This window comes from Rhodanobacteraceae bacterium, assembly GCA_016713135.1.
GTDB lineage: Bacteria > Pseudomonadota > Gammaproteobacteria > Xanthomonadales > SZUA-5 > JADKFD01.
Map to the genome: position 1 here is coordinate 413,152 of JADJPR010000020.1, position 23,432 is coordinate 436,583.

The 23,432-nt window shown below is 68.5% G+C and carries 12 protein-coding genes; 3 read left to right on the forward strand and 9 right to left on the reverse strand.

The window, feature by feature from the left end; translation table 11 throughout:
* Positions 1–4: 4 nt before the first annotated feature.
* From IPK27_16715 to IPK27_16750, 8 genes are all read right to left on the reverse strand, one after another.
* A complete protein-coding gene (locus tag IPK27_16715) occupies positions 5–625 on the reverse strand; it encodes a DUF11 domain-containing protein (GenBank protein MBK8069203.1) in 621 nt (206 codons plus the stop codon).
* On the reverse strand, positions 580–4,002 hold the full coding sequence (locus IPK27_16720) for a CSLREA domain-containing protein (GenBank protein ID MBK8069204.1): 3,423 nt from the start codon (positions 4,000–4,002) through the stop codon (positions 580–582). The genes IPK27_16715 and IPK27_16720 overlap by 46 nt, the downstream gene beginning before the upstream one ends.
* Positions 3,956–8,110 carry a hypothetical protein gene (locus IPK27_16725; protein ID MBK8069205.1) on the reverse strand — a complete coding sequence of 1,385 codons (4,155 nt, stop codon included), beginning with the start codon at positions 8,108–8,110 and terminating at the stop codon, positions 3,956–3,958. Before IPK27_16725 ends, IPK27_16720 begins: the two co-directional genes overlap by 47 nt.
* Positions 8,111–8,274: 164 nt before the next feature.
* A complete protein-coding gene (locus IPK27_16730) occupies positions 8,275–10,428 on the reverse strand; it encodes a carboxy terminal-processing peptidase (GenBank protein ID MBK8069206.1) in 2,154 nt (717 codons plus the stop codon).
* 132 nt (positions 10,429–10,560) lie between these two features.
* Positions 10,561–11,547, reverse strand: a complete 987-nt coding sequence (lipA, locus tag IPK27_16735) for a lipoyl synthase (GenBank protein MBK8069207.1) — start codon at positions 11,545–11,547, stop codon at positions 10,561–10,563.
* A gap of 66 nt (positions 11,548–11,613) precedes the next feature.
* Positions 11,614–12,282, reverse strand: coding sequence for a lipoyl(octanoyl) transferase LipB (gene lipB, locus IPK27_16740; GenBank protein ID MBK8069208.1), 669 nt, complete (start codon positions 12,280–12,282; stop codon positions 11,614–11,616).
* 246 nt (positions 12,283–12,528) lie between these two features.
* The gene (locus IPK27_16745) at positions 12,529–14,553 is read right to left on the reverse strand and encodes a S9 family peptidase (protein ID MBK8069209.1); all 2,025 of its coding nucleotides are present in this window, start codon (positions 14,551–14,553) and stop codon (positions 12,529–12,531) included.
* Positions 14,554–14,851: 298 nt separating this feature from the next.
* Complete coding sequence (locus IPK27_16750) at positions 14,852–16,606, reverse strand: DUF885 domain-containing protein (GenBank protein ID MBK8069210.1); 1,755 nt, start codon at positions 16,604–16,606, stop codon at positions 14,852–14,854.
* A gap of 129 nt (positions 16,607–16,735) precedes the next feature.
* On the opposite strand from IPK27_16750, the gene IPK27_16755 reads away from it, so the two are divergent.
* Positions 16,736–17,713: an RDD family protein gene (locus IPK27_16755; GenBank protein MBK8069211.1), complete on the forward strand. Its 978-nt coding sequence runs from the start codon at positions 16,736–16,738 to the stop codon at positions 17,711–17,713.
* Between the two features lie 174 nt (positions 17,714–17,887).
* Here the strand turns inward: IPK27_16755 and IPK27_16760 are convergent, their stop codons facing one another.
* Positions 17,888–19,762 (reverse strand): hydrogenase, encoded by a 1,875-nt coding sequence (locus tag IPK27_16760; GenBank protein ID MBK8069212.1) that lies wholly within the window; start codon positions 19,760–19,762, stop codon positions 17,888–17,890.
* 308 nt (positions 19,763–20,070) lie between these two features.
* On the opposite strand from IPK27_16760, the gene IPK27_16765 reads away from it, so the two are divergent.
* Both IPK27_16765 and IPK27_16770 read left to right on the forward strand, forming a co-directional pair.
* Positions 20,071–22,467 carry an ABC transporter permease gene (locus IPK27_16765; protein MBK8069213.1) on the forward strand — a complete coding sequence of 799 codons (2,397 nt, stop codon included), beginning with the start codon at positions 20,071–20,073 and terminating at the stop codon, positions 22,465–22,467.
* 367 nt (positions 22,468–22,834) lie between these two features.
* Complete coding sequence (locus tag IPK27_16770) at positions 22,835–23,260, forward strand: type II secretion system protein GspG (GenBank protein MBK8069214.1); 426 nt, start codon at positions 22,835–22,837, stop codon at positions 23,258–23,260.
* The last annotated feature ends 172 nt before the right edge of the window (positions 23,261–23,432 follow it).

A 23,432-nucleotide genomic window follows, 5' to 3' on the forward strand; every position in this document is an offset into this window, starting at 1 on the left:
GTTCCTATTCAACCTCGGTCTCGAAGCCCTCGCCGAACACGCCGGTGGGGTCGACATCGGTGGCGCTGTTGTTACCCGGCACCGGGTCCGGCGCATTCGCCGGCGGTGTCACCGTCGCCGTGTTGCTCACCACCTGCTCCGGACTCGCTTGCGCCGTCACCGTCAGCGTGAAGCTCAGCGAACTCCCCGCGTTCAGGCTCACCAGCGCGTCCACCGTGCCCGTCCCCGACGCCGGACAGCTCGCGCCGGTGCCCGCGCTGCAGGTCCATGAGGCATTCCCCAGTTGCGGCGGCAGGATGTCGCTCACCCGCGCATTCGCCACATTCTGCGGTCCCAGGTTCTGCACCAGCAGCACATACGCGCTCGGCACCCCGCCCGGGACCAGCCGCAGCCCGTTGAACTTGCTGATCACCAGGTCCGCCCCCTCCACTGTGATCGTGTGGCTCTCGCTGTCCGTGCTCGCGTTGAAGTTCGCGTCGCCGGCATAGCGCGCTTCCAGTGTCGCCGCGCCCAGTGCCTTGGGATTCAACTGGCAGCTCAGGTTCGGCAGGCTGAAACCGCAGCTCGCGATGCCATCGGTCACCAGCACCTCGCCGGTCGGCGTACCGCCACCCGGCGGCACCACCCCAGCGACACCGTCACCAGCACCGGCTCGCCCACCAGCGACGGATCCGGAGTGTCGGAGACGATCTGGATCGCCGTATCCGCGCGCGACACCGGGTAGGCCTGCGCCGACGACTGGCTCGGCAGCAGCGAGCCTGATCCCAGGTAGTAGGCGCGCACCGCGGTGGTCAGCGCAGACGTCGGCGTCAGGCTGCAACTGGTGGCCAGGGACAGATCGATGGTGCAGCTCGTCCCATCGCTCAGCTGGCGGACCTCCACGGTGCCGAAAGACACCGGTGATCCGCGCAGCGGTGTCGCCGTCACCAACACGCTGACCGTGTACGGCTGGCCCACCACCACCCCGCCCGGCGGCGCGATGCCCGTGATCGTCGTCGTCGTCGGGAAGGTCGACGCGATGTAGCTGAAGTCGTCCGCCGGCGTGTCGGCGCTGGTGCCACCGACCGTGGTCGCGCGCACCCGCACCGTCCCGCTGCCGGCTGGACTGGTCGCGGTGCAGATCGTGGGCGTGCAGCTCACGCCAGTCGCCGGGATCAAGCCGAAGTCGATGCTGGTCCCGCCCACAAGGAAATCGCTGCCAGTGATCGTCACCACAGTCCCGCCGGTGTCCGGCCCGCTGGTCGGGCTGATCGAAGCGATCGACGGGACGCCCGCGAAGATCAGTGAAGTGTCCGTGCCGTCGCTGTCGGCGAAGGGCCGCGGCGGCGGCGCTTCCGGCGCGTAGCTCGCCGTGATCGTGCGCGGTCCCAGCGGCAACACCGCGTTCAGGTTGCAACTGCCGGTCGACTGGCCCGGCCCGACCACCGACAGCGTCGCCATGCAGCTCTCGGTGAGACCATCGTTGACGTTCACATCCCCGAGGATCGAGAACGGCGCGCTCGACGTCACCGTCACCGATGCGGCATAGCTCGACCCAAGCACTGCATCCGGCGCCGTGACCACGGTCGTCGTCGCGTAGAAGCTCGCCTCCGAACTCTTGCCGAAGCCGTCGGTCACCACGCCCACGACCACATCGTCCGGGGCCACGGTCACGCCGCCCGGGAAGGCGAAACTCGCCGGGCAAGTCACCGCCGGCTGCGCGCAGGTGGTGGTACCCAGCCACACCCCCGGCTCGTCCTCGACCGCCTTGTAGAAATCCACCCGCGCCGGGTAGTTGCCGCCGATGTCCGGCGTATCCAGGAGCACGTCGATCACCGCCGAGGTACCGCCGGGCGCGGTGTAGCTCGTGAATTCCGGGAAGTTCAGCAAACCGTTCGGGCCGGTGTCGACATCGCCCACATCATTGGCCGTGCGACCATCCCCGCCGAGGTCGATGCCGAGGCCGCCATTGAGATAGATGTCGTTGCGCAGGAAAGTGGCGCGCGCGATGCCGGCGAATCCAGTGGCGCGGATGCCATCGCCAACATTGAACGCGATGCGATTGCCCTCGCCGGCGGAGAATCCGCCGATGGCCAGCAAGCCATCGGACATTTGCGCAATGTCGATGCCATCACCACCGTTTCCGAGCGGCGTACCGTCGATCGCCGGGCCGATGAAATTGCCGAGCACCTGGGCACCATCAAAACACGCACCGGAGATCGCACTGCAATCGAAGCGGATGGCGTCATCCGTGTTGCCGCTGACCAGGTTGCGCTGGTCCGGCTGGTTGCCGCCGATGACAATGCCTGGCAGTGCGGATGTGGTCTGCGCCAGGATGCCGATCTGGTTCGGGCGCGTGGCAAGGCCGTTCGGCGCGGTGCCGATCAGGTTCCCCTGCACCAGGACACCGCTGCCGGGGCTGATCGCGATGAACTGGACGCCAGTGACGTTGCCCCCGATAACATTCATGTCTGGCGCGAGGCCACCGCCGATTTGCGGGTGCCCTCCGGCCACCGCGACGCCGAGCCCCTGGATGGGCGCGGCCACACTGCCGTCGGCCCGCAAGCCAATGAAATTGCCGCCGATGATCTGGTTGGAATCCAGCGGTCCCTGAACACTGATTGCGGTGTTCCAGCGATACAACGACAGGCCATGGATACCCACCAGCGACAGTGAGGGCGCATTGACGAGCAAACCATCGCCACCAGCCACCGCGCCATCCAGTTCGATCATCACGATTGCGTTGTTGCCCAGGCCCAGGCTCATCGGGTGGCTGTTGGGCACGGCACCCGACTGCGAGTAGCCATCGATCAGCACTGGCCCGGTGATCGCCGGCAAGGAACTGCCCGGCACGATGACGCAACTGCCGCCGGGCCCGGTGCACTGCAGCGCCGGGATCGCAAACTCGATGACGTCCGGATCGGGCATCAGGTTGGCGGCGGCGATTGCCTCGCGCAACGTGCATTCGGAAACATCGCAATTGCCATCACCCGGATCCGCCGTGCTGTTGACTACGAGCGAAATCGGGCCGCCGGGAACCAGCGTTGCGGCAAACGCCGAATAGCTGACCGTGTAGCCGGGGTAAGGAATATTGCTGGTCGCGAAGGTCCCGTTGATGCCGATATCGCCCATGAGCACGTCCAGCGTTTGCGGCGCCGTCAGCGTGTACCCGACATCGATCACGTCGAGGGTGCCGTCCAGGTTGACCGTGCCGCTCGCGAAGACGAAATCGGAACTCGATCCGGGGACCAACCCGCCGACTTCGATCTGCAGCGTGCCCCCGGGTCCCTGGGTGTAGGCGCCGAGAATGTCGAGCTGACCGGGCGATGTTCCCGGCCGCACCTCGCCTCCCACATTGTTCACGTCGCCGTCGATCAGACCGGTTCCGCGCAAGACACCGCCATTGAGCGTCAGGATGCCGGTCTCCAAGGTGCCCGGCGCGATCACCTCGACGGTGCCCGCGTTGAGGTCGATGGCGGACGCGGTAAAGCTGTCGTTCTCCACCCGCAGCGTGCCGCCATTGACCTGCAAGGGACTGGTGAGCTGGAAATCGGCGGCGGAGCCGATGTTCCGCAGCAGCCCGGCGACGTCCATTTCGGCCATGCAGGGTGCGATGTCGCAACCGAAGAATGCGGTGGTCTTGAAGGTGGCGGTCACCAGCATTCCGGTCGCGCCGATCGCGATCCGCGCGGACTGGTTCTGCGGTACCCGGATCGCGCCGCTGTGCCAGGTCGCCGCACCGTCTATCTGCAGGGTGCGCGAATCGAGGACATGCGCCGGGAAGTTGATTCCCAGCGTCGCGCCGGCCTCGATCACGAGCGGACCCGGGCTCGCGCCGCTGCCGACGACGGCGCCGCCGTCCCAGATCATGGCGTTGGAGACACGTACCTCGTCGTTGCCGCTCAGGGCACCCTGATCGATGGAAAGCAGCGGCAAGGCGACGGCACCCGGCGTGTCCAGCGCCACTGTCGCGCTTTCACCGATCTCGAGTCCGCCGGGCGCGAATCCACCATTGACGGTCAATTGTGCCCCGCTCGCCGCCCATGCGCCCGGCGCCGTTCACGGTGCTGTCGGCGCCGAGGATGCGGACCGCGGCGCCGCCCTGGGCCGTGAGCATCGCGTCGGCGGAGATCACATAGTTGCCGGAATCGCTGCCATCGCCGCGCAATTGCAACTCACCGTCCACCAGGTCGGCCAGTCCGTCGTTGTCGAAGCCGACATCGAACACCCCGACAGCGTCGTCGACAACCGTCAGGGTTCCGCGGTTGACCGCGCGCGGCGACAGGGTGAAGTCGGTGGTGAGCACGCGCGCGCCAGGGCCGCTCAGCGTGAGCGATCCGTCTGACTCGTTCTCGAACCGCCCACCGTTGTTGATTGCGAACGGGTTCTCTCCGGTCCAGTCGATGCTGCCGTGATTGATGAAGCGTCGGCCGTCGAGGACACGGGGGGCACCCGGCCCACGCGGCGCCGGCAACGTTCCGGTGGCGCCGTTGGCCAACGTGATGGTCTGCGCACTGCTGCCACGAATGATGCCGTGGCCCCAGGCCAGGGTACCGCTGACCGCGATGGCGCTGGTGCCTTCCAGGATCGCCGCTTCATCGATCATCAGCAGGGATCCGAGACTGGTCGCGAGCCCGCAGTTCAGCACCAGCCGAGCATGCCGGATCGCCAGGTTGGCGCCGGCACCGATGCACGCGTCGACGGTGTTCTCGCTGACCGCGGGGCCGGCGTCGCCAAACACCACCGTTCCGGCGCCGCCGAGGGTGGCGATCGAACCAAAGCTGCGATTGCTGGCGACGAACTGCAGCACGCCACCCGCGTCAGCAGTGTAGCTGCCATCCAGCGATGCGGCCGAGGTCGCCGCGACGATGAAGTCGCCGCCGGTGACGGTAATCGACCCCGGACCACCGTACTGCACGGTCTGGCCGATACCGGAGGAGCCCAGGCCGAGTTTCACGATGGCGCCGAAGTTACGCAGTTCGGCGGTGCCGGAGCCGCTGCCGAAGAAGCTCTCGAAGGCGCCGGCTGGATTGCTGTTGAGCGTACCCGCCGGTCCGATCTGGAAGATGGCGGCATTCGCCAGTTCGATCAGGCCGGTGCTCCAGTTGGCCACCCCATCGAGCACGAAGCGGCGCCCGTCCACCGTGTGCTGCCCGCCATTGAGGGTGGCGATCGAACCTGGACTGAGGGTGACGACCTCGCTGCCGCTACCCTGGAAGCGTCCGCCAGTCCACACCAGCGTATTGCTGATCGTCAGGTTGGACGGCCCTTGCACGATGCCTCCGGTCAGCTGCAGTTCCTGCACGGCGACCGGGACGTTCAAGTTGACCACCCCGCTGGTGATGATCGCAGTGTCGCTGGCGCCCGGGGTCCCTGACGGACCTGGCCCCGGGCCGACACCGCCAGCGCAGTTGTTCCATTTCGCCGGGTTGTCCCAGTTGTCCGGACCGAGCCCGGCCGGATTCCATTCGCAGCCGCCACCAGCCGCCGTGGCCAGGCGCACCCGCGTGGTTTCGTTGAACAGCGAGAACCCGAAGCCGCTGTAGGGGTTGGCGCCGGCAACCGGTGCACCAATGCGATTGGCGAACACCAGCAGGTCGAAGACCTCTGGACCGGAGGGTGTGAAACCAAGGTCGACGACGTCGAGCGTGCCGCTCAGGCTCGCCTGGCCGGCGACGGTGAGGCGGTCGTAGGTGGGCGTGCCGAGCGGCGCGGCTACGGACTGGCTGCCGCGGCTGATGACGGGCGGCGCCGACCCGGCGATGCCCATCTCGTACAGGGTGCTGGCGCTGTCGCTCAGGTCCCCGAGGATGGTCAGGTTGCCAGGACCAAAGCTCGCCGGAGTCACCGTCACGGCGTCGAGTTCGACATCCGCCTGGACGCTGCCGAGCCCGCTCAGGACGCCGCCAGCGAGGATCAGGCTGCTGCCGTCGCGACGCAGGACAGCTCCGGGCAAGACATCGACCAGGGAACCGGCGAGGGCATTGAAGTTGGCGTCGAGCAGCAGTGTCCCGCCGGCGACGATCAACGCGCCGGCATTGTCGAAGCCGATGTCGCTTGCCACGGATGCCGGCGGTCCGGCGGGCGCCGGGGCGGACTGGACCGAACCCGTCGCCTGGTTGATCAGCGATCCGCAATCGCCGACGCCCGCGCACACGATGCTGCCGCTCGCAGCCGGGGTTCCGCCGAGGTTGACTGCGCCGTTGTTACGGATCTCCGCCAGACCCCCGAGGCGCAGGCTGGCGGCGTCGATGAGCAGCCCGCCGTCGTTGTAGAGGGTACGGCTGTAAAGGGTGGACGCATCGCCGGGATCCGGCCCGACCTGGACCACGGCAGAATAGGCAATGGTCACCGACTCGCTCAGGCTGGCGCCCTCGATCAGGCCGCGCCAGTGGGTCTGGCCGGTCAAGGTGATCGCCGCGGGACCGTAGAGCGTGGCGAATGGATCGATGATCAACGGGCCGAAGGAACGCGAGGCACCGTCCACGCGCACCGTTCCGCCCAGCTGCAACGAGGTGAGTCCTTGCGGCTCGAGGAGGGCCGAGGCCTGGAGCACCCGTTCGGTATCCGGGCGCGGGTTGAACCAGAGGGTGCAACTCCCGGCATACCGCCAGGTACCCGTGTCATTGCCGGGCGCGCCGATGGCGCCGCAGCCCTGCAGCAGATTGACCAGGCCCGCATTGTTGAACGCGGTCAGTTCGCTGCCGATGGCGATGATGCCTTGCTGGTCGTTCAGGGTCAGGGTGGCAGCCGGGCCATTGATGACGCTGCCACAATCCTGCGTCAGGCAATCGATGCGCAGGTTGTCCCCGCTGTTGTTGTCGATCGTGAAGCTGGCCTGGTTGTCGATGTTTGCAGTGTCCAGCCAGAGGGCCGTCGGGCTGGTGGCCACTGCCGCCAGCGTGAGGCTGCCCAGGTTGATCAGATCGATCGAGCGCAGATAGGCCTCGGGCCTGGGATCTCCGAGGTTGATGGCGCCGATTGAGGTGGCCGCCAGGGTCAGCGACGATCCACCGCCGGTCCCGATGATTTCGCCACCGTCCCAGGCGAAACTGTTGCTGACCTCCAGATCGCTCGGCGAGCTAAGGATCCCCGGATCGCTGACCCGCAACGCGGGCAGGATGAGCGGGCTGGCTGCCGTATCCAGGAACAGGGTGCCCTCCACCACTTCAGTCAACCCGGTCAAGGCGTAGCCGCCGGTGACGTCGAGTTGACCTTCGCCGAACTTGTGCAGTGTGCCGCTCCCGGCCACCGCCGTGACGCCCGTCAGTTCGCGCGTGACACCGACCGGCATGCCGAACTCGATGCGCGCACCAACCGCCACCTGGTAGGTACCGAAGTCGCCGCCGGGGCCCATCACCTGGAGCGTCCCCCCGTCGACCTGGACCAGGTTTCCGTTGTCGAACTGCACCACCGGGGCGAAACTCGCGAAGCCGCCGCCTTGCTTCTCGATTCGCGCACCTGGCGCGGAGCTGTTGTGCAGCCGGGCTGAAGGGCTGCCGTCGCTGGTCAGCACCAGCAGCGTTGCGGGAATTCCCTCGATACCCTGGCTGCCGCCGTCCGCATCCATCAGCAGCACACCCTGGTTGTCGATCTCGGCGTCTTCACCGAGCAGGATGTGTCCGCCCGCCCAAGTAGTGTTGCCCAGATTGACCATCCGGCGCTTCGCCAGTGTGTGCAAGCCGCCGGAGAAATCGTTGATGGAAGCCGCACCAAGCACCAGCTGGGTGGCGCTGCTGCCGCCATCGATCGTGCCGCCGGTCCAGATCAGGCGATCAGTGACATTGAGGTCGACATCGCCGAAAACCCGCCCGGCAGTCAGCGTGAGTCGGTCAACGGTGCGCGGGCTGGCGCCGAGGTCGATGTCCGCCAGCGGGGCGATGTTGCCGATGACCGCGTGATCGGCCGGCCCCGGCGTGCCCGAGGGTGTGCCGTTGCCAAGCGTGCAATCGTTCCAGTTGGAGGGGTTGTCCCACTGCCCCGGGCCGTTCTGGTTCCAGGTGCAGGTTTCCTGGGCCCATGCGGGTTGCGCGCCAGCCAGGGCCAACAGGGCGAGCAGCACGATCCACGTCCGCGTGGCGATTCGCGCCGCCTTGGCGAAGGTCGCCGAGCTGTACCGGAATTCCAGCATGCACTTTCCCCTCGATGCGACGACCGCGCCCGCATTGTCACGCCAGCCGCTGCACTATGCCAGCGGGCGGCAGCATGCGGCGTGCTGATTTCCCACAGCCCCAACGCATGAAGGCCGGCGCAAGGGCCGGCCTTCACACATTCTCTGCAATCGACACCAACCGATCAGGTGCCCGGCGGCAACCCCAGCCCCTGGCGCGCTGGCTTCGGCGCCAGTTCGGCGATCCGCGGGTTCTCCCGCATCAGTTCGATCGCATCGGCCAGCACATGCGCGCCCTCGGTCAGCAGGACATCAGGCTTGTCTTCCTTCTCATCCTCGACATCCGCCGCGCCACGCTCACCCGGGTTGAGCCCATCGTCCAGCGCCGCGGCGACCTTGTCGTCGTTCTCGCCGCGCGCCTTGGCGCGTGCCGCGATGCGCGCCTCGTCCGCCTTGCGCTCGGCCTCGCGCTTGGCGTAGTTCAGCGAGATCGACTTGCGATCGCGCGACTCCCGGTACTGCTCGATGTCTTCGAGCAGGAAGGCGAACTCCGGATCCTTGGCGATGCGCGCCTCATGCCGGCTGGTGAGCATCGGCACCAGACGCCCGAAATCGCCGACCGGCGCATAGCTGGCGGCGGCAATCTTGGTCCACGGCAGCGCGTTGTCGTAGGTCGATTCGCCGTAATCGGAGGCATCCAGCGTGACCGGAAAGTCGAGGTCAGGCACCACGCCCTTGTGCTGGGTGGAGCCGCCGTCGACGCGGAAGAACTGCGCCATCGTCAGCTTGAGCTGGCCGAGTTCCGGCGCGCTCTTGTTGGCGATGTAATCGAGGTCGACCAGTTGCTGCACCGTGCCCTTGCCGAAGGTCGGCTCGCCGATGATGATCCCGCGGCCGTAGTCCTGGATCGCCGCGGCGAAGATCTCCGAGGCCGAGGCCGAGGCGCGGTTGACCATCACCGCCAACGGGCCGTCGTAGACCACGCCACGCGCAGTGTCCGCTTCCACCTGGACGCGGCCGCGGCCGTCGCGCACCTGCACCACCGGTCCCTGGTCGATGAACAATCCGGTCAGTTCGGTGGCCTCGGTCAGCGAGCCGCCGCCGTTGTTGCGCAGATCGATCAGGACGCCGTCCATCTTTTCCTGCGCAAGTTCGCCGAGCAGCTTGCGTACATCGCGGGTGGAGCTGCGGTAATCGCTGTCGCCGCGCGCGCGCGCGGCAAAGTCGAGGTAGAAGGCGGGCAACTCGATCACGCCGATCTTGCGCGAATGCTCGCCGCCGGTCTCGATCACGCGCTTTTGCGCCGCCTGCTCTTCCAGCTTGACCTTGTCGCGCACGATCTCGACCATCTGGGTGTTACCACCCACGCTGGACTCGGCCGCCAGCACCTCGAGCTTGACGAGCGTGTCCTTCGGCCCGCGGACCAAATCGACCACGTCCTCCAGGCGCCAGCCGACCACATCGGTGAGCTGGGCATCCTTGGCCTGGCCGACGGCGACGATGCGGTCGCCCGCCTTGACCTTGCCGCCGAGCGCCGCCGGGCCGCCCTCGACCACCGAGCGGATCACCACGAACTCGCCCTCGCGCTGGAGCACCGCGCCGATGCCCTCCAGCGACAGGCGCATCGATATCTGGAAGTTCTCCGAGGCACGCGGGCCGAGGTAGTTGGTGTGCGGCTCGATCGCCATCGCATAGGCGTTCAGGAAGGTCTGGAACACGTCCTGGCGGTCGAGCTGCTCGACCCGCACGAGGTAGTCCTTGTAGCGCTTGTCCAGGGTCTCCGCGATCTTCGCGTCCTCGCGCTTGGCCAGCTTCAGGCGCAGCCAGTCGTTCTTGATGCGCTGGCGCCAGTGCTCGTCGAGTTGCGCGCGGTCGCTCGCCCAGGCGGCGTCCTTGCGGTCGTAGACATAGTCCTCGTCGACGCTGAAATCGAAACCTTTCTCCAGCAGCGAGCGCGAGTAGTCGGTGCGCTCCTTCAGGCGCTGCAGATAAGTGCGATAGATCTCGAACACCGCGTCCAGTTGGCGCCGCTCGATCGCATCGTCCAGGGTGGTCGCGTACTTGCGCTCGAAACCGTCGATATCGGCCTTGAGGAAGAACACCTTCTCGCTGTCGAGCGCTTCGAGGTAGCGCTTCAGGATCTCCTGCGACATCGCATCGTCCAGCGGCTGGCTGGCGTAGTGCAGGCGGGTCAGGTACTTGGAGACCCAGTCGGCAGCCTCGCCCTGCGAGGGCGTCGGCGTCAGGTCCGCCAGGCTGACGGTCTTCGGCTTGGCCACGACCGGACCGCCCAGCAGCAGGGCCAGGGACAGGGCCAATGCGGTTTTCGACCAGCTCATCGATTCTCTCCAGTTGCTCTGGCTGCAAGAGTGCCGCCAGACGCCGGGCGGCACAAGTGACGGAAGTCGCTCCGTCTCACAGATTGGGGACGCGCCGGGGCGCCCGCAAGTTCCATCGTCGCATTCGCGCGGTCAGCTCGTGGTCACGCCGGCCTCGTGCGCCTGGCGGTCGGCGTGGTACGAGGAACGCACCAGCGGGCCGCTGGCCACGTGGCTGAAGCCCAGGCCATCGCCGAACTCGCGCAGCGCCTCGAACTCCTCCGGAGTCCAGTAGCGCACCACCGGGTGATGGTGCGCGGAGGGCTGCAGGTACTGGCCGATGGTCACCATGTCCACGTCGTGGGCGCGCAGGTCGCGCAGCGCCTGGTGCACCTGGTCCAGTTCCTCGCCCAGGCCGAGCATGATGCCGCTCTTGGTCGGCACCTCCGGGTGCTGCGCCTTGAAGCGCTTGAGCAGGGTCAGCGACCAGTCGTAGTCCGCGCCCGGGCGCACCTCGCGGTAACGCTCGCGCACGGTTTCCAGGTTGTGGTTGAAGACATCCGGCGGCGCCGCGGCGAAAGCCTCCAGCGCGCGCTCCATGCGGCCCTTGCCGCGGAAGTCCGGGGTCAGCACCTCGATCACCAGTTCTGGATTGAGCGCGCGCGCCTCGCGGATGCAGTCGACGAAGTGCTGGGCGCCGCCATCGCGCAGGTCGTCGCGGTCCACCGAGGTGATCACGACATACTTCAGGCGCATGTCGCGGATCGCGCGCGCCAGGTTGCCGGGCTCGTTGGCGTCCGGCGGCTTCGGCCGGCCGTGGGCCACGTCGCAGAAGGCGCAGCGTCGGGTGCACACCTCGCCCAGGATCATGAAGGTGGCGGTGCCCTTGCTGAAGCACTCGTGGATGTTCGGGCAGGAGGCTTCCTCGCACACCGTCACCAGCTGGCTGGCGCGCAGCATCGCCTTGAGCTTGTCCACCGAGTTGTTGTTCGGCAGGCGCACGCGGATCCAGCTCGGCTTGCGCAACAGCGGCCGATCGGCGTCGAAGGTGACCGGATTGCGCGCGATCTTGTTCTCGCCGACCTGCTTCTCGCCGACCACCAGGGCCGGAATCGTCTTGCTCACGGGGCTTGCCGACATGCGGATCTCGAAAGGGGTGCCAAGGCTGGCGCGGATCGTACACCCGCGCGGCTGAAGGGTCTGCGCTCAGAAAGTCGCAGGCTGTGGCAGTTCGCTGGCGATCATCGGCGCCGGCTCATGACCGAACAGCCGGGCGAAATGCGCCACATAGCGCTCGGCCAGCGCCGGCAGGGTCGGCGCGGCGGTGAAATCGGCGATCCGCGTGGTCTCCAGCCCCTGGTAGCCGCAGGGATTGATCCGCGTGAACGGCTCCAGGTCCAGATCGTTGTTCAGCGCGATGCCGTGGAAGGTGCAGCCGCGGCGCACGCGGATGCCGATCGCCAGGATCTTGCGCCCGCCGGTGTACAGCCCCGGCGCGCCTGCGCGGCGCTCCACCGCAATGCCGTACTCGGCCAGCAGGTCGATCCCGACCTGCTCCAGCCGGTGAACCAGCTCGCGCACGCCGATCCCGATCCGGCGCAGGTCGATCAGCGGATAGGCCACCAACTGCCCCGGTCCGTGGTAGGTCACCTGCCCGCCGCGGTCCACCTGCACCACCGGAATGTCGCCCGGCGCCAGCACATGCTCGGCCTTGCCCGTCTGCCCCTGGGTGAACACCCGATCATGCTCCAGCAGCCAGATCTGGTCCGTCGTGTCCGCGCCGCGCGCATCCGTGAACGCCTGCATCGCACGCCAGACCGGCTCGTAGGGCTGGCGGCCCAGCCAGCGGGGGGTGAGGGAGTGCGCGGTGGGCATCGAGGCGGGTGTGGGTTGTGGGTTGTGGGTTGTGGGTTGTGGGCGGCAAAGCTCGCGCGCCGAAACTACCGGGAGAGCTTCACCCTTGGTTTTTCACCGGCGGCCGTCGCAAGACATCACGGGCGGAGCCCGCTGTCACAGGCCTGCGGCACGCCGGGCTGTGCTGCCCACAACCCAGAACCCACAACCCACAACCGGCCCGAAGCCACCGTTGGAAACACTCGGAGTCGGGCCCCGACAAGGAGATCAACCCGCCCCCGGCGCCGCATACCGCTCCATCCACTCGATCACCTGCTGGTACCAGAAGATCGAGTTCTGCGGCTTCAGCACCCAGTGGTTTTCGTTGGGATAGTAGATCAGCTTGGTCGGCACGCCGCGCTTTTTCAAGGTCTGGAACAGTTCGATGCCGTGGTTGACCGGCACGCGGAAGTCCTGCTGGCCGTGGATCACCAGCGTGGGGGTCTTGAAGTTGCCGGCGCCGAAGTGCGGCGAGGACTGCTGGAAGATCGACGGGTCTTCCCAGAACTCGGGGAAGCGGCCCTTGTTGAAGCCGTAGTCGCTGGCGATCTGGGTGTACCAGTTGTACACCGCAGCGTGCGCCACCAGCGCCTTGAACGGGTGCTCGCGGCCGAGCAGGATGCTGGCGAGGTAGCCGCCATAGCTGCCGCCGGCGGCGACCATGCGCTCGCCATCGGCCCAGGGCTGCGCCGCCAGCCACTGCGCGGCCTTGATCGTGTCCTCAAAGGGCAGCGCGTCCTGTTTCGGGTTGATCGAGTCGGTGAAGGCCTGGCCGAAGCCGCTCGAACCATGAAAGTTGTGCCAGGCCACCACATAGCCGCGCGCGGCGAACAGCTGCGCGTTCCAGCGCCAGCTGTAGGCATCGGTGATGCCGTTGTGCGGGCCGCCGTGCAGCAGCAGGATCACCGGCCAGCGCTTGGCCGGATCGAAATTGGCCGGGTAATTGACCCACATCTGGATCGGCACGCCGTTCGCGCCGGCGTACTGGACGCTCTCATAGCGGCCGCTGTCGATCGCCGCCAGGCGCTCGCGGTTGCGCGATTCGATTGGCGTCGTGGCGCCCTTCTTCGGGTCGATCCGCACCAGCGTCGGCGGCGCGAGGAAGCTCTCCTGGAGGCCCACCAGCACCGGATTTCGCCCGCGCGAGAGCGCCAGCCCGGTGACATCGCCGGCGCCGGTGACCGGCCGCGGCTCGCCCTTCAGCGGCAGCTCCCAGACGCGGCGGGTGCCGGCGTCATCGATGGATCCGTAAAGCCCGCGGCTGTCCGCGCGCCAGACCAGGCCATCGGCGGAGCGGTCCCAGTCCGGGTGCGCCGCGGCCAGCGTCAGCTTGCCGCGGGTGTCGTGGATCATCAGCCGACGGGTGTCGCCGTAGAAACCGGGGATGGTCTGGCGCGCGAAGGCCAGCAGGCGCCCGTCCGGGCTCCATTGCGGCACATTGTCCGGGCCCGGATTGTCCGCGCTCAGGTTGCGCGCGCTGCCGCTCGCTTCGTCGAGCAGGTAGACGTCGAGGTTCAGCACGTTGTCGGCCGGGTTGCTGTCGGCGATGAAGGCCACCTGCCCGCTCTGCGGATTGATGTCGTAGGAAGCCGCATCGGACAGGCTGCGCGGCAGTTCCAGGGTGCTGCGCGTGGTCAGCGCCTCCGGCTCGCCGCCATCCACGCCAATCCGGTACAGATGCGCCTGACGTTCATCGACCCATTGGTCCCAGGAGGTCACCGGGGTGGATTCCCACACACGCGCGGTCATCTTGGATTCGCTGCGCTGCTTCAGGCGCTCGCCCATCGCGCCCCATTCGATATCCGGCCACACGCGGCTGATGAAGGCAAGGCGGCGCGAGTCGCCGTACCACTTCGGCGCGCTGACGCCGGTCGGCACGCTGGTCAGCCGGCGCGCCTCGCCGCCATCGGTGGGCAGCACATAGAGCTGCGGCGCCTTGTCGTCGTCGCGCTGGGCGACAAAGGCAATCCAGCGTCCGTCCGGACTATACGCAGGCGCGCTCTCCATCGAGGCATGCGTCGTCAGCAGGCGCTGCTGGCTGCCATCGGTGGCGAACAACCAGAGGTCGCTGATGCCCTTGTCTTCCTTGACATCGAAGCGCGTCACCGCGGCAACCGCCGACTTGCCATCCGGCGAGATCGTCGGCGGCGCAATCCGCTCCAGCGCCCACATGGCCTCGGGCGTCAACGGCGCAGCCCAGGCGCCCGCGGCGCTCAGGGCAAGGGTCAGCAGGCAGGCGATGGGACGCAGCATGACAGTCTCCGGCGTGTTCGACGGGCCGACTCTAATCGGGTGCGCGTGAGGATTCGATAGCCGAGAAGCTGGTGTTGGTATGGGTTGTTGGTGTTGGAAGGAGCGCAAACCCGGCCAGCGCGTAGCCCGGTGGTGCGCGCGCAGCGCGTTCCCCGGGTGCTGGCGACAAGCACCCGCTGAGCCGCTGCGCGGCACAACGGGCTACGCGAATCGGCATCATTCGGCACATTCGGTGAGCGCCGGCTCTCGTCGGAGTCCCGCCTTTACCAACACCAACAACCCACACCAACACCCGCTTTCAACGGGCCCGCTGCATCTCGATCCACCTGCGCACGTGCTGGCTGAGGATCGGCAGGGGCACGGAGCCGGTTTCGAGCACGGTGTCGTGGAAAGCGCGCAGGTCGAAGCCGGGGCCGAGGGCGGCTTCGGCTTCGCGGCGGAGTTCGCGGATGCGGATCATGCCGATCATGTAGCTCAGTGCCTGTCCGGGCCAGGAGATGTAACGATCGACTTCGGTGCGGATCTCGTGGGCGCTCAAGGCTGTGTTGGCGAGCATGTAGGCGACCGCCTGTTCGCGGGTCCAGCCCTTGGCGTGGATGCCGGTGTCGACCACCAGGCGGCAGGCGCGCCACATCGCGTAGGTGAGCTGGCCGAAGCGCTCGTAGGGCGTGCGGTAGATGCCCATCTCGATGCCCAACTCCTCCGTGTACAGCGCCCAGCCCTCGCCATAGGCCGAGATGTAGCTGTAGCGGCGGAAGGGCAACTGGCCGCCCTGCTCCATCGCCAGCGCGCCCTGCAGGTGGTGGCCGGGCGCCGCCTCGTGCAGGGTCAGCGCCGGCAGCGTATACAACGGACGGCTCTTCAGGTCATGCGTGTTGACCCAGTACCAGCCGGGTTCCTGCGAGCCTTCGGCCGGCGGCACATAGCGCCCGCCGGTGTAGAAGGGCGCGATCGCATCGGGCACCGCCTGCACCCCGTAGGGCAGCCGCGGCAGCTTGCCGAAGAAGCGCGGCAGTGCGCCATCGGCGCGCTTGGCCACCCATGCGGCCTGCGCCAGCAACTCGTCGGGCGTCTTCGCGTAGAACTGCGGATCGCTGCGCAGGAAGGCGAGGAAGGCGGCGAAATCGCCCTTGAACTTCAACTCATCGATGATCTGCTGCATCGCCTGGCGGATGCGCGCCACCTCAATGAGGCCGATCTGGTGGATCTGCCCGGGGCTCAGGTCCTCGGTGACGTAATCGATGATCTGCTGGCGGTACCACGCACGGCCGTTCGGCAGCTCCTGCGCGGCCAACGACTTGCGCGCGCCGGGCAGGTAGTGCTCGCGCATGAACTTGAGCAGCGTGGCGTGCGCCGGGATCACCGCCTCGCGGATGGCCGCACGCGCTTCCTTGCGCAACTGTTCCGCCAGCGCGGGTGCGATGGACGAAGGCAGGCGCTGCATCGGTTCGTAATAGCTGCTGGCGGTCGGGTCCGTGAGCTTGGCCAGCTCGGCGATCGGCTGGTCGCGCCCTTCGAGGATCACGCGCGGCAGGGTGCGCCCGCTGGCGAGGCCCGCCTGCAGCAGCTCGATATGCTGGGCGAAGTACTCGGGCACGGCGCGCAGCCGGGCGATGTAGCGGCGCGCATCGACGGCGCCGCGCATCGGCTGCACCCGCGGCAGCATGGCCAGGTCGCTCCAGAAGGCCGAGTCCGAGTTCATCGGCATTTCCGGGCTGCCGAGCTCGATGTTGGCAATGAAGCTCTCGATCTGCGCGCGGTAGATCGCGTAGTCGACCTGCGCCGAGCCGTCGAGGTCATCTGGCTTCACGCGATCCAGGTCCTGGAGCACCTTGCGCCAGTGTTCCAGCCGCTGCTGCTGGACCGCGGGGCGCACGTCGCCGAGGCGGTCATCGTAGGTGTGCACGCCCACGCTGGTGGCGAAGAGCGGCATCTGCTGCAGCCGCCATTCCCATTCGTCCTGCCAGATCTCGCGGAACTTCGAACGCGCGTCGGCGGCGAGTGCGCAGGCGGGGAGCAGGCAGCACAGCAGCAGGATGCGGGCGATGACCATGGCAGATCTCCGTCGTAGGGCCCGAGCATAACCGCGGCTTGACGGAGCCCGGGCGCTCGCGCAGGCTCATGAGATGCCGCCCGTCGCGAACTTCCCTGGTCGAATGGCCTGCGCCACCGGAGCGCGCCGATGAATGTCGGCGGCGAAGGCTGGTTCGTGGCCGATGCCGAAGGCAACGCCCGTGGCCCGTATACCCAGGCGCAGTTGCAGGCCGAGCGCGATGCCGGCCGCGTGCGCGACGAGCATCTGGTGTGGACGCTGCGCCTGTCCGAGTGGATCCCGCTGAAGCGCGCATTCGGCGGCCAGACCGCAGCGGAGAAGGCGGCGACGCCCTCGCAGCCACAGCCGGCGTCGGCGCCGGCCAAGCCGCCGACGACGACCAAGACGCCACGGCCGCAGCCCCAGGCCAAAGCGCCGAAGCCGAGAAACCCGCTGCCCGGCACCTCTCCGGCGCGCAGCAGCGACGACTGGCGCGAGTCCGCCGGCAAACCGGCACCGGCCAAGCTGGCCGAGGCGCTGCTGGCTGCCGGCAAGGACCAGGAACAGGCGCGCCAACGCGAGCGGGTCGGCGAGGCCATCCGCCGCTGGCTGGCGCGACAGATCGACACGGTCCTGCTGGGCGGCATCGGCTGGGCCTTGCTGGCGATGCTGGGCTACCGCTTCGGCCTGTGGTCGCTGGGCTATCCCTCGATGGAGCTGGCGCTGGCGCCGATCATCGCGCTGATCGTGCTGGTGCTCGCTGCGCTGCCACTGGAGGCGCTGCTGGTCGGGCTCTTCGGCCGCACGCCCGGTCGCGCGCTGCTGGGACTACGCGTGACCAATGTGCACGGCGCCGCCCCCGGCCTGCGCGCCGGCGCCGAGCGCGCGGCGCGCGTCGCGCTGTACGGCCAGGCGATGCTGGTGTTTCCCTTCGTGATCTTCGCCTACGCCATCGCCGGCGGCAGCCTGGTCAAGAACGGGCGCACCCACTGGGACCAGGCGCTCAGCCTGCTGGTCCGCAGCAGCCCGGTCAACGCCAACCAGTGGTGGACCGCGCTGGTGGTGCTTGCGGTTGCCTGGGCGCTGTTCATCGGCGATGGGTGGATGAAGCTGGCGGCGCAGCTTTGAAGCTCGTGTTGGTATTGGTTGTTGGTGTTGGCGGTGAAGCGGGTGTAGGTGGGGTTGTTGGGGCGGTCGGGCGCGGGGCGGACGCCCGCGGCGCCGGGTCGGCTCTCCGGCACCCTGCCGTCAATCGCGGCACCCGGCTCCTTACAACACCAACAACCCACACCAACAGCCGCTTCAATCCGGTACGACCAACCGCTCCCCCTGCAACCCGATCGCATCGCTGCCCGGCTCGGCGCGCACGCTGCCCAGGTGCTCGGCGCGCAACTGCGGCACGCCTCCATCGGGCGCGTCGCCGCGGCGACGGGTGCGCACCACCTGGCTCGGAGCGGGTGCGGCGGCGCCGTCCAGGTGCGCGATGACCTGGTCGAGCGCCTGGTAGAAGTAGGGCAGCAGCGGGACGAAGCGCGCGGCGTAGGCCGGCTGCATCAGGAAGCCGTCGAAGTGCTGCGCGTGCTCGATTTCCCAGTAGGACACGCGCGTGGCACCGTGGCGCAGGGCCGATTCCACGTACGGCCGCGCGGTGGCGCCGACCGGGATCAGCCCGTCCTCGCGGCCATGGATGATGACCACGGGACGGTCCGGCAGGCGGCCCAGCGCGCGCGCCTCGCGCTCGCCCTGGCGGATGCGCTGGCCCAGTTCGTCAGTGGATTCATAGGCCTTGCGCAGGCACTGGATGCCGGCGAGCGTGGGATCTTCCGGCGCACCGGGCGGACCAACGATCTGGATGTTGGCGCTGGGCGCGATGCCGGACGCCGTGGCGAACCACGTCGCGCGGTCGGCGTCCGTCGCGGCGCGCGGCTGGCCATCCGGTCCGACATGCGCGAAGCGGAAGCCGCAGACCTGCTCGTCTGCCCCGGCACGCGCCGCGGCCTGCACATAAGTCACCGCCACCGCGCGCCACAGGTCGGCGGCGACATTGGTGGCATTGTTGGCCAGTGCCGCCTCAGGGAAGCCGAGCGCGCGGAGCTGCGCATAGGCAGATCGCGCATGCGCCGCGGTATCCGCGCCGTCCACCATGCCCATGTCGACCAGCGCACGGCAGCGCGCCTGGAACTCCGGCAAGCGCATCGCCAGGAACGGCGCCAGCGGTGTGGCGCCCAGCTCCGGCACCAGTTGCGCGCAGGGCGCGAGCAGCGCCGCGCGGGTGGCGTAGTCGATCAGGCTGGATGCGCCCTCGACCGTGATCTGCGGCGCCGCTGCCACCACCGCGTCGATCAGGCCTGCGGTGTCCTGCTCCAGCGCGTGCAGCACCGCACCCCCGCCGTTGGAGATGCTCGCCGCAATCACCCGCGTGTTGTCCGCGGTGAAGCGCCGGCCGGGATAGCGCTGCTCCAGCACCATCAGCGCAAAGCGCGCCGCGGACAGCGTCATCCGCCCCCAATGCGCTTCGGGGTTGTCCTTCGAGTGCGCATGCTTGATTGCGATGCCGCGCACCGGGCCGCTGTCGGCCGGCAGGGCGGCCTCGGCCACGAATCCGGCCACCGCGACCGTGCTGACCACCTCGCCATCGATGCCCAGACCCAGGAAAGCGTCCAGATCGAAGAATCCGGCGCCGGCACCCTTGTCGGTGTAGACCACCGCGCAGCCGTGGTTCAGCGCCCAGGCGCCTGCAGTGGCCAGCGCCCCGTAGATCCCGCGCGAGCCCGAGACCGGCGCCACCACCACGCACGGCCGCGCCGGATCGAAGCTGTCCGGCACCTGCACCATGACCCCGTGCGGCTGCCACAGCCCGACCTCGCCGATCCAGGTCTTCACTTCCACGCCGGGCACCGCGCCCAGCTTGCCGTAGAGCGCCCCGTAGCCACCCGCCGCGGACAGATCGGCGATCCCGCGCCAGTTGTTGTAGTAGGCCAGCTGCCGCCGCCCGGCTGCATCGGCGGCCACCGCGGGCGCCTTGGCGTTCGCCAGTCCCTCGGCGCCCAGTCCGCCCGTCAGCAGGTCCTCGCTGCGCAGCTCCTGCGCCGGCATCTTCGGCGCCGGCGGCGCGGGTCTCTCGCTCATCGTGGCACAACCTCCGAGGGCCAGCAGCAACAACAGGGGCAATCGCATGGATGGTCGACTTCTGGATTGAATGACGGCGATCCTACGCCGCAGCGCGCAGGGCGACGACTGTCCGATGGGGCAGGCGCGCCGCTGGTGCGGGTGGCGGGTCCTTCGCTGGCGCGGCTGCTGATTCCGGACGCCCGTGTTCGATTCCAGCGCCGCATGCGTGCTGCCCGGCCAATGGACTGTGCCGATCCCGCGCGGCGCGACCCTCTCCCGCGGCGGCCTCAGGCCGCGCGGTCGCGCAACGCGCATGCCTGGCACGCAGCATGCATCGCGGACGCGCCAACCTGCCTCTGGGCGCGGAGACCTTCATGCTCGACCTGGACTTGCGGATCGCCTGGCGGCGTCTGACCCTGCGCGGACAGCGCAGTTTCAGCGTCGGCGCACTGGCGACCCTGATGGTGGCGGTGGCAGCACTGGTGGTCATCGCGCAGTTTGCGTACGCCGTGATGTGGGCTCCGCTGCCTTTTCGGGATGCGGACCGGGTCGTCGAAGTCGCCGAACGCAACCAGGCGCGGGACCTGCCGAACTACTCGGTGTCGACGCCGAACTTCCGCTACTGGCAGGCGGCATTGGCAGACCAGGCCGAGTTCGCGGCGATCGAATATGCCAGCTCGATCCTGGCCAGCGACGGCGAACGCGACGCGGCACGCGTGGCGAGCGCCCGCAGCACACACAATCTGTGGCGCGTTCTGGGGCTCGATTTGGTCACCGGGCGCAGTTTCGAGGCGGCCCACGAGCACAGCGGCGCGGCGCAGGTGGCGATCATCAGCGAGCGTCTCTGGCGCCAGCGCTATGCCGCTGATCCTGGCATCGTGGGCGCGATGGTCAGCATCGATGCTGCCCGCTACCAGATCATCGCGATTGCGCCTGGCGATGTCGGCTTCACCGATGACATCGATGTGTGGTTGCCGCTGACGCCCAACGGCAGCAGCGAGAACCGGGGCGACCGACGCCTCAGCGTCTGGGCCCGGCTGCAGCCCGGCGTGCAGCTGCCCGTGCTCAGCCAGGGGTTGCGCACCTTGAGCGCACAGCTCGCGGCCGAGTTTGCGCGCGACAATGCCGGGTGGGATGCCATCGCGGTGCCCGCGCGCCAGGCGATCGTGGGCGCGGATGTGCAGGCGCGACTGCTGCTCCTGCTGGGGGCGGTGCTGCTGTTGCTGCTGCTCAGTTGCGCCAACATCGCCAATCTGCAGATCGCCCGCGCGCTGGCGTTGGCGGGCGACCACGCCTTGCGGCGCACCTTGGGATGCTCGCGCCAGGGCTTGCTGCGCTTGCCGCTGCTGGAGAGCCTGCTGCTGGGTACCTTCGGCGCGCTGGCCGGGCTGCTGCTGGCGCTCGCAGTCACGCGCACCGTGGCTGCCTACGCGCCGGGCGACCTGCCGCGCCTGCACGCGCTGCGCTTCGATCCCGTCGTCGCAGCCGGCGTTGCGTCGCTGTCCATCCTGCTGATGACGCTGGGTGGATTGCTGCCCGGCTGGCTGGCGCTGCGCGCAGGCGACAGCGGCGTGATCGGCCATGGCGCGCGCTCGACGCCGGTCGCCGGGCGCCTGCGCACCGGACTGGTGGTGATCCAGTTTGCGCTGGCCAGCCTGTTGCTCAGCGGCGCCAGCGCGCTCGGCGTGCAGCTCCTGGCCCTGATGCGCACCGACCCGGGCTTCGACAGCACGCACCTGCTGATTGCCCGCATCAGCCTGCCGGAGGTGGTGGACGACGCCAGCCACCAGCAGTCCCTCCTGGCATACGATCGGCTGCTGGATGAGGTCCGTGCCCTGCCCGGCGTGCGCTCCGCCGCGCTCACCAATGAAGTGCCGATGGGTGAGCTGGACACCGGCATGGAGGTGGTCGCCGGGGCGGATCCATCGGCTCTGCGCGACGCGATGCAAGCCTCCTGGCGGATCGTTTCATCCGGCTATCTTGACACGCTCGGGGCCAGGCTGCTGCGCGGACGCGACTTCCAGGGGCAGGGCGAGAATCCGCAGTCCATCCTGCTCAGCGAGGGCCTCGCACGCCGGCTCTGGCCGGACGGCCAGGCGGCGCTGGGACGCAGCGTCACCTTGGGCAACGGGCGTACTCACCAGGTGGTCGGCATCGTCAGCGACATCCGCCAGACCGGGCTCGCCGGGCAGCCCACGCCCACCATGTACCTGCCCACCAGCTGGTATCTGTGGCCGACCATGACGCTGACCGTGCGCAGCGCGGGCGATCCGCGCGCCCTGGTGGCCGCTGTGCGCGCGCGGGCCGTGGCCCTGTTCCCGGAGCGTCCGCTCTTCGATGTCCAGCCCCTGCAGGCGCTGGTCGACGCCGACAGCGCCTCGCCGCGGCAGCAGTTCATCGCGTTGGCGACCTTTGCGCTGGCGAGCCTGCTGCTCGCCGGCATCGGGATCGCCGCCTCGATGAGCTACGCAATCGGACAGCGTCGGCGCGAGCTCGCGGTGCGGATGGCGGTCGGCGCCAGCACGCGCCGCCTGCAGGCAGAGGTGGTGCGCAGCGGCACGGCGCTGGCCGCAGCGGGCGTGCTGCTCGGCAGCGCGATGGCCTTGCTCCTGCTCCAGGTCGCCGGCAGCCAGGTCACCGTGCCTCCCGGGGCCGCGGCCGGCCTGGTCCCGACCCTGCTCGGCGCACTCGCGCTCGGCGCCCTGGCGAGCGCGATCGCAGCACGCCGGATCACGGCCATCGCACCGGCGGGCGCACTGCGCTCGATGTGAGGCGAGGCCCCGGCGGGGCATCGGCCGGGTCATCGGCCAGTTCCCGCCCCACGCAGCGCGCGCGGCGGGAACTGCGCGCGCCCGCACCAGTCCGTGGCTAGTGTGGTGTTCCGTAATTAAGTTGAAGAAATTTCCGATGAATTTTGCGGCGAGGCAAGGCGAGAGGAGGAGTCATAGCAGGGCTATGGCGACGACGAGCAACGCCGCATCGGCGCAAAAGGCGCGGAAATAATTCAAGGTAATTACGGAACACCACACTAGGGTTGCCGATGCCGAGCGCTCCGTCGCGCAACCCACCCACCGCACGTCTCCGTGGCCAGCCGCCGCGGAGCCCCGCGCGTCGCTGTCATCGTCCACGGAGCCTCCCATGCACCTCACTCCCCGCCCCTCGCATCGCCCACGCGGCTTCACGCTGATCGAGATGCTGATCGTCCTGGGCATCATTGCCTTCATCGCCACCCTGGTCGGCGCCGGCGTCATCGGCGGCAACCGCAAAGCCAAACAGCGGGAAGCCGTCGCCGGCCTGCGCCTGGTCGCCAGCGCCGTGGAACGCTTCGAGCTCGACTGCGGCGTGCTACCCGCCAAACTCGAAGACCTGCGCCAGGCTCCCGGCGGCGTCAACGGCTGGAGCGGCCCCTACCTCAACGCCTCGCACACCCGAGATCCCTGGGGCACGCCCTACCAGCTCATCATCCCCGGCAGCGACGGACGGATCTACTCCATCCGCTCCCTCGGCGCCGACCGCGCCGCCGGCGGCCGGGGTGATGGCGCGGACCTGGACAGCAACGACTGAGCGAGCGAAGGTCCTGACCTGAGGGTTGGATTTCCCATTGTCCACTGGGAGATCGAAGGCCCGCGGCGATGCGGAGTATCTGGGTACCTGATTTGTACCAATCCTCATCGCCGATGGACCGGCGATGCGAAAAGCGTTCGGACAAGGTCCGAACCCACAGATGCCGCGAGCT

Excerpts from the sequence above, each read along its gene's own strand:
- IPK27_16760 (MBK8069212.1), bottom strand. The coding sequence starts at position 19,762 with ATGCGATTGCCCCTGTTGTTGCTGCTGGCCCTCGGAGGTTGTGCCACG.
- IPK27_16765 (MBK8069213.1), top strand. The coding sequence starts at position 20,071 with ATGCTCGACCTGGACTTGCGGATCGCCTGGCGGCGTCTGACCCTGCGC.
- IPK27_16745 (MBK8069209.1), bottom strand. The coding sequence starts at position 14,553 with ATGCTGCGTCCCATCGCCTGCCTGCTGACCCTTGCCCTGAGCGCCGCG.
- IPK27_16725 (MBK8069205.1), bottom strand. The coding sequence starts at position 8,110 with ATGCTGGAATTCCGGTACAGCTCGGCGACCTTCGCCAAGGCGGCGCGA.
- IPK27_16730 (MBK8069206.1), bottom strand. The coding sequence starts at position 10,428 with ATGAGCTGGTCGAAAACCGCATTGGCCCTGTCCCTGGCCCTGCTGCTG.
- lipB (MBK8069208.1), bottom strand. The coding sequence starts at position 12,282 with ATGCCCACCGCGCACTCCCTCACCCCCCGCTGGCTGGGCCGCCAGCCC.
- IPK27_16750 (MBK8069210.1), bottom strand. The coding sequence starts at position 16,606 with ATGGTCATCGCCCGCATCCTGCTGCTGTGCTGCCTGCTCCCCGCCTGC.
- IPK27_16770 (MBK8069214.1), top strand. The coding sequence starts at position 22,835 with ATGCACCTCACTCCCCGCCCCTCGCATCGCCCACGCGGCTTCACGCTG.
- lipA (MBK8069207.1), bottom strand. The coding sequence starts at position 11,547 with ATGTCGGCAAGCCCCGTGAGCAAGACGATTCCGGCCCTGGTGGTCGGC.
- IPK27_16755 (MBK8069211.1), top strand. The coding sequence starts at position 16,736 with ATGAATGTCGGCGGCGAAGGCTGGTTCGTGGCCGATGCCGAAGGCAAC.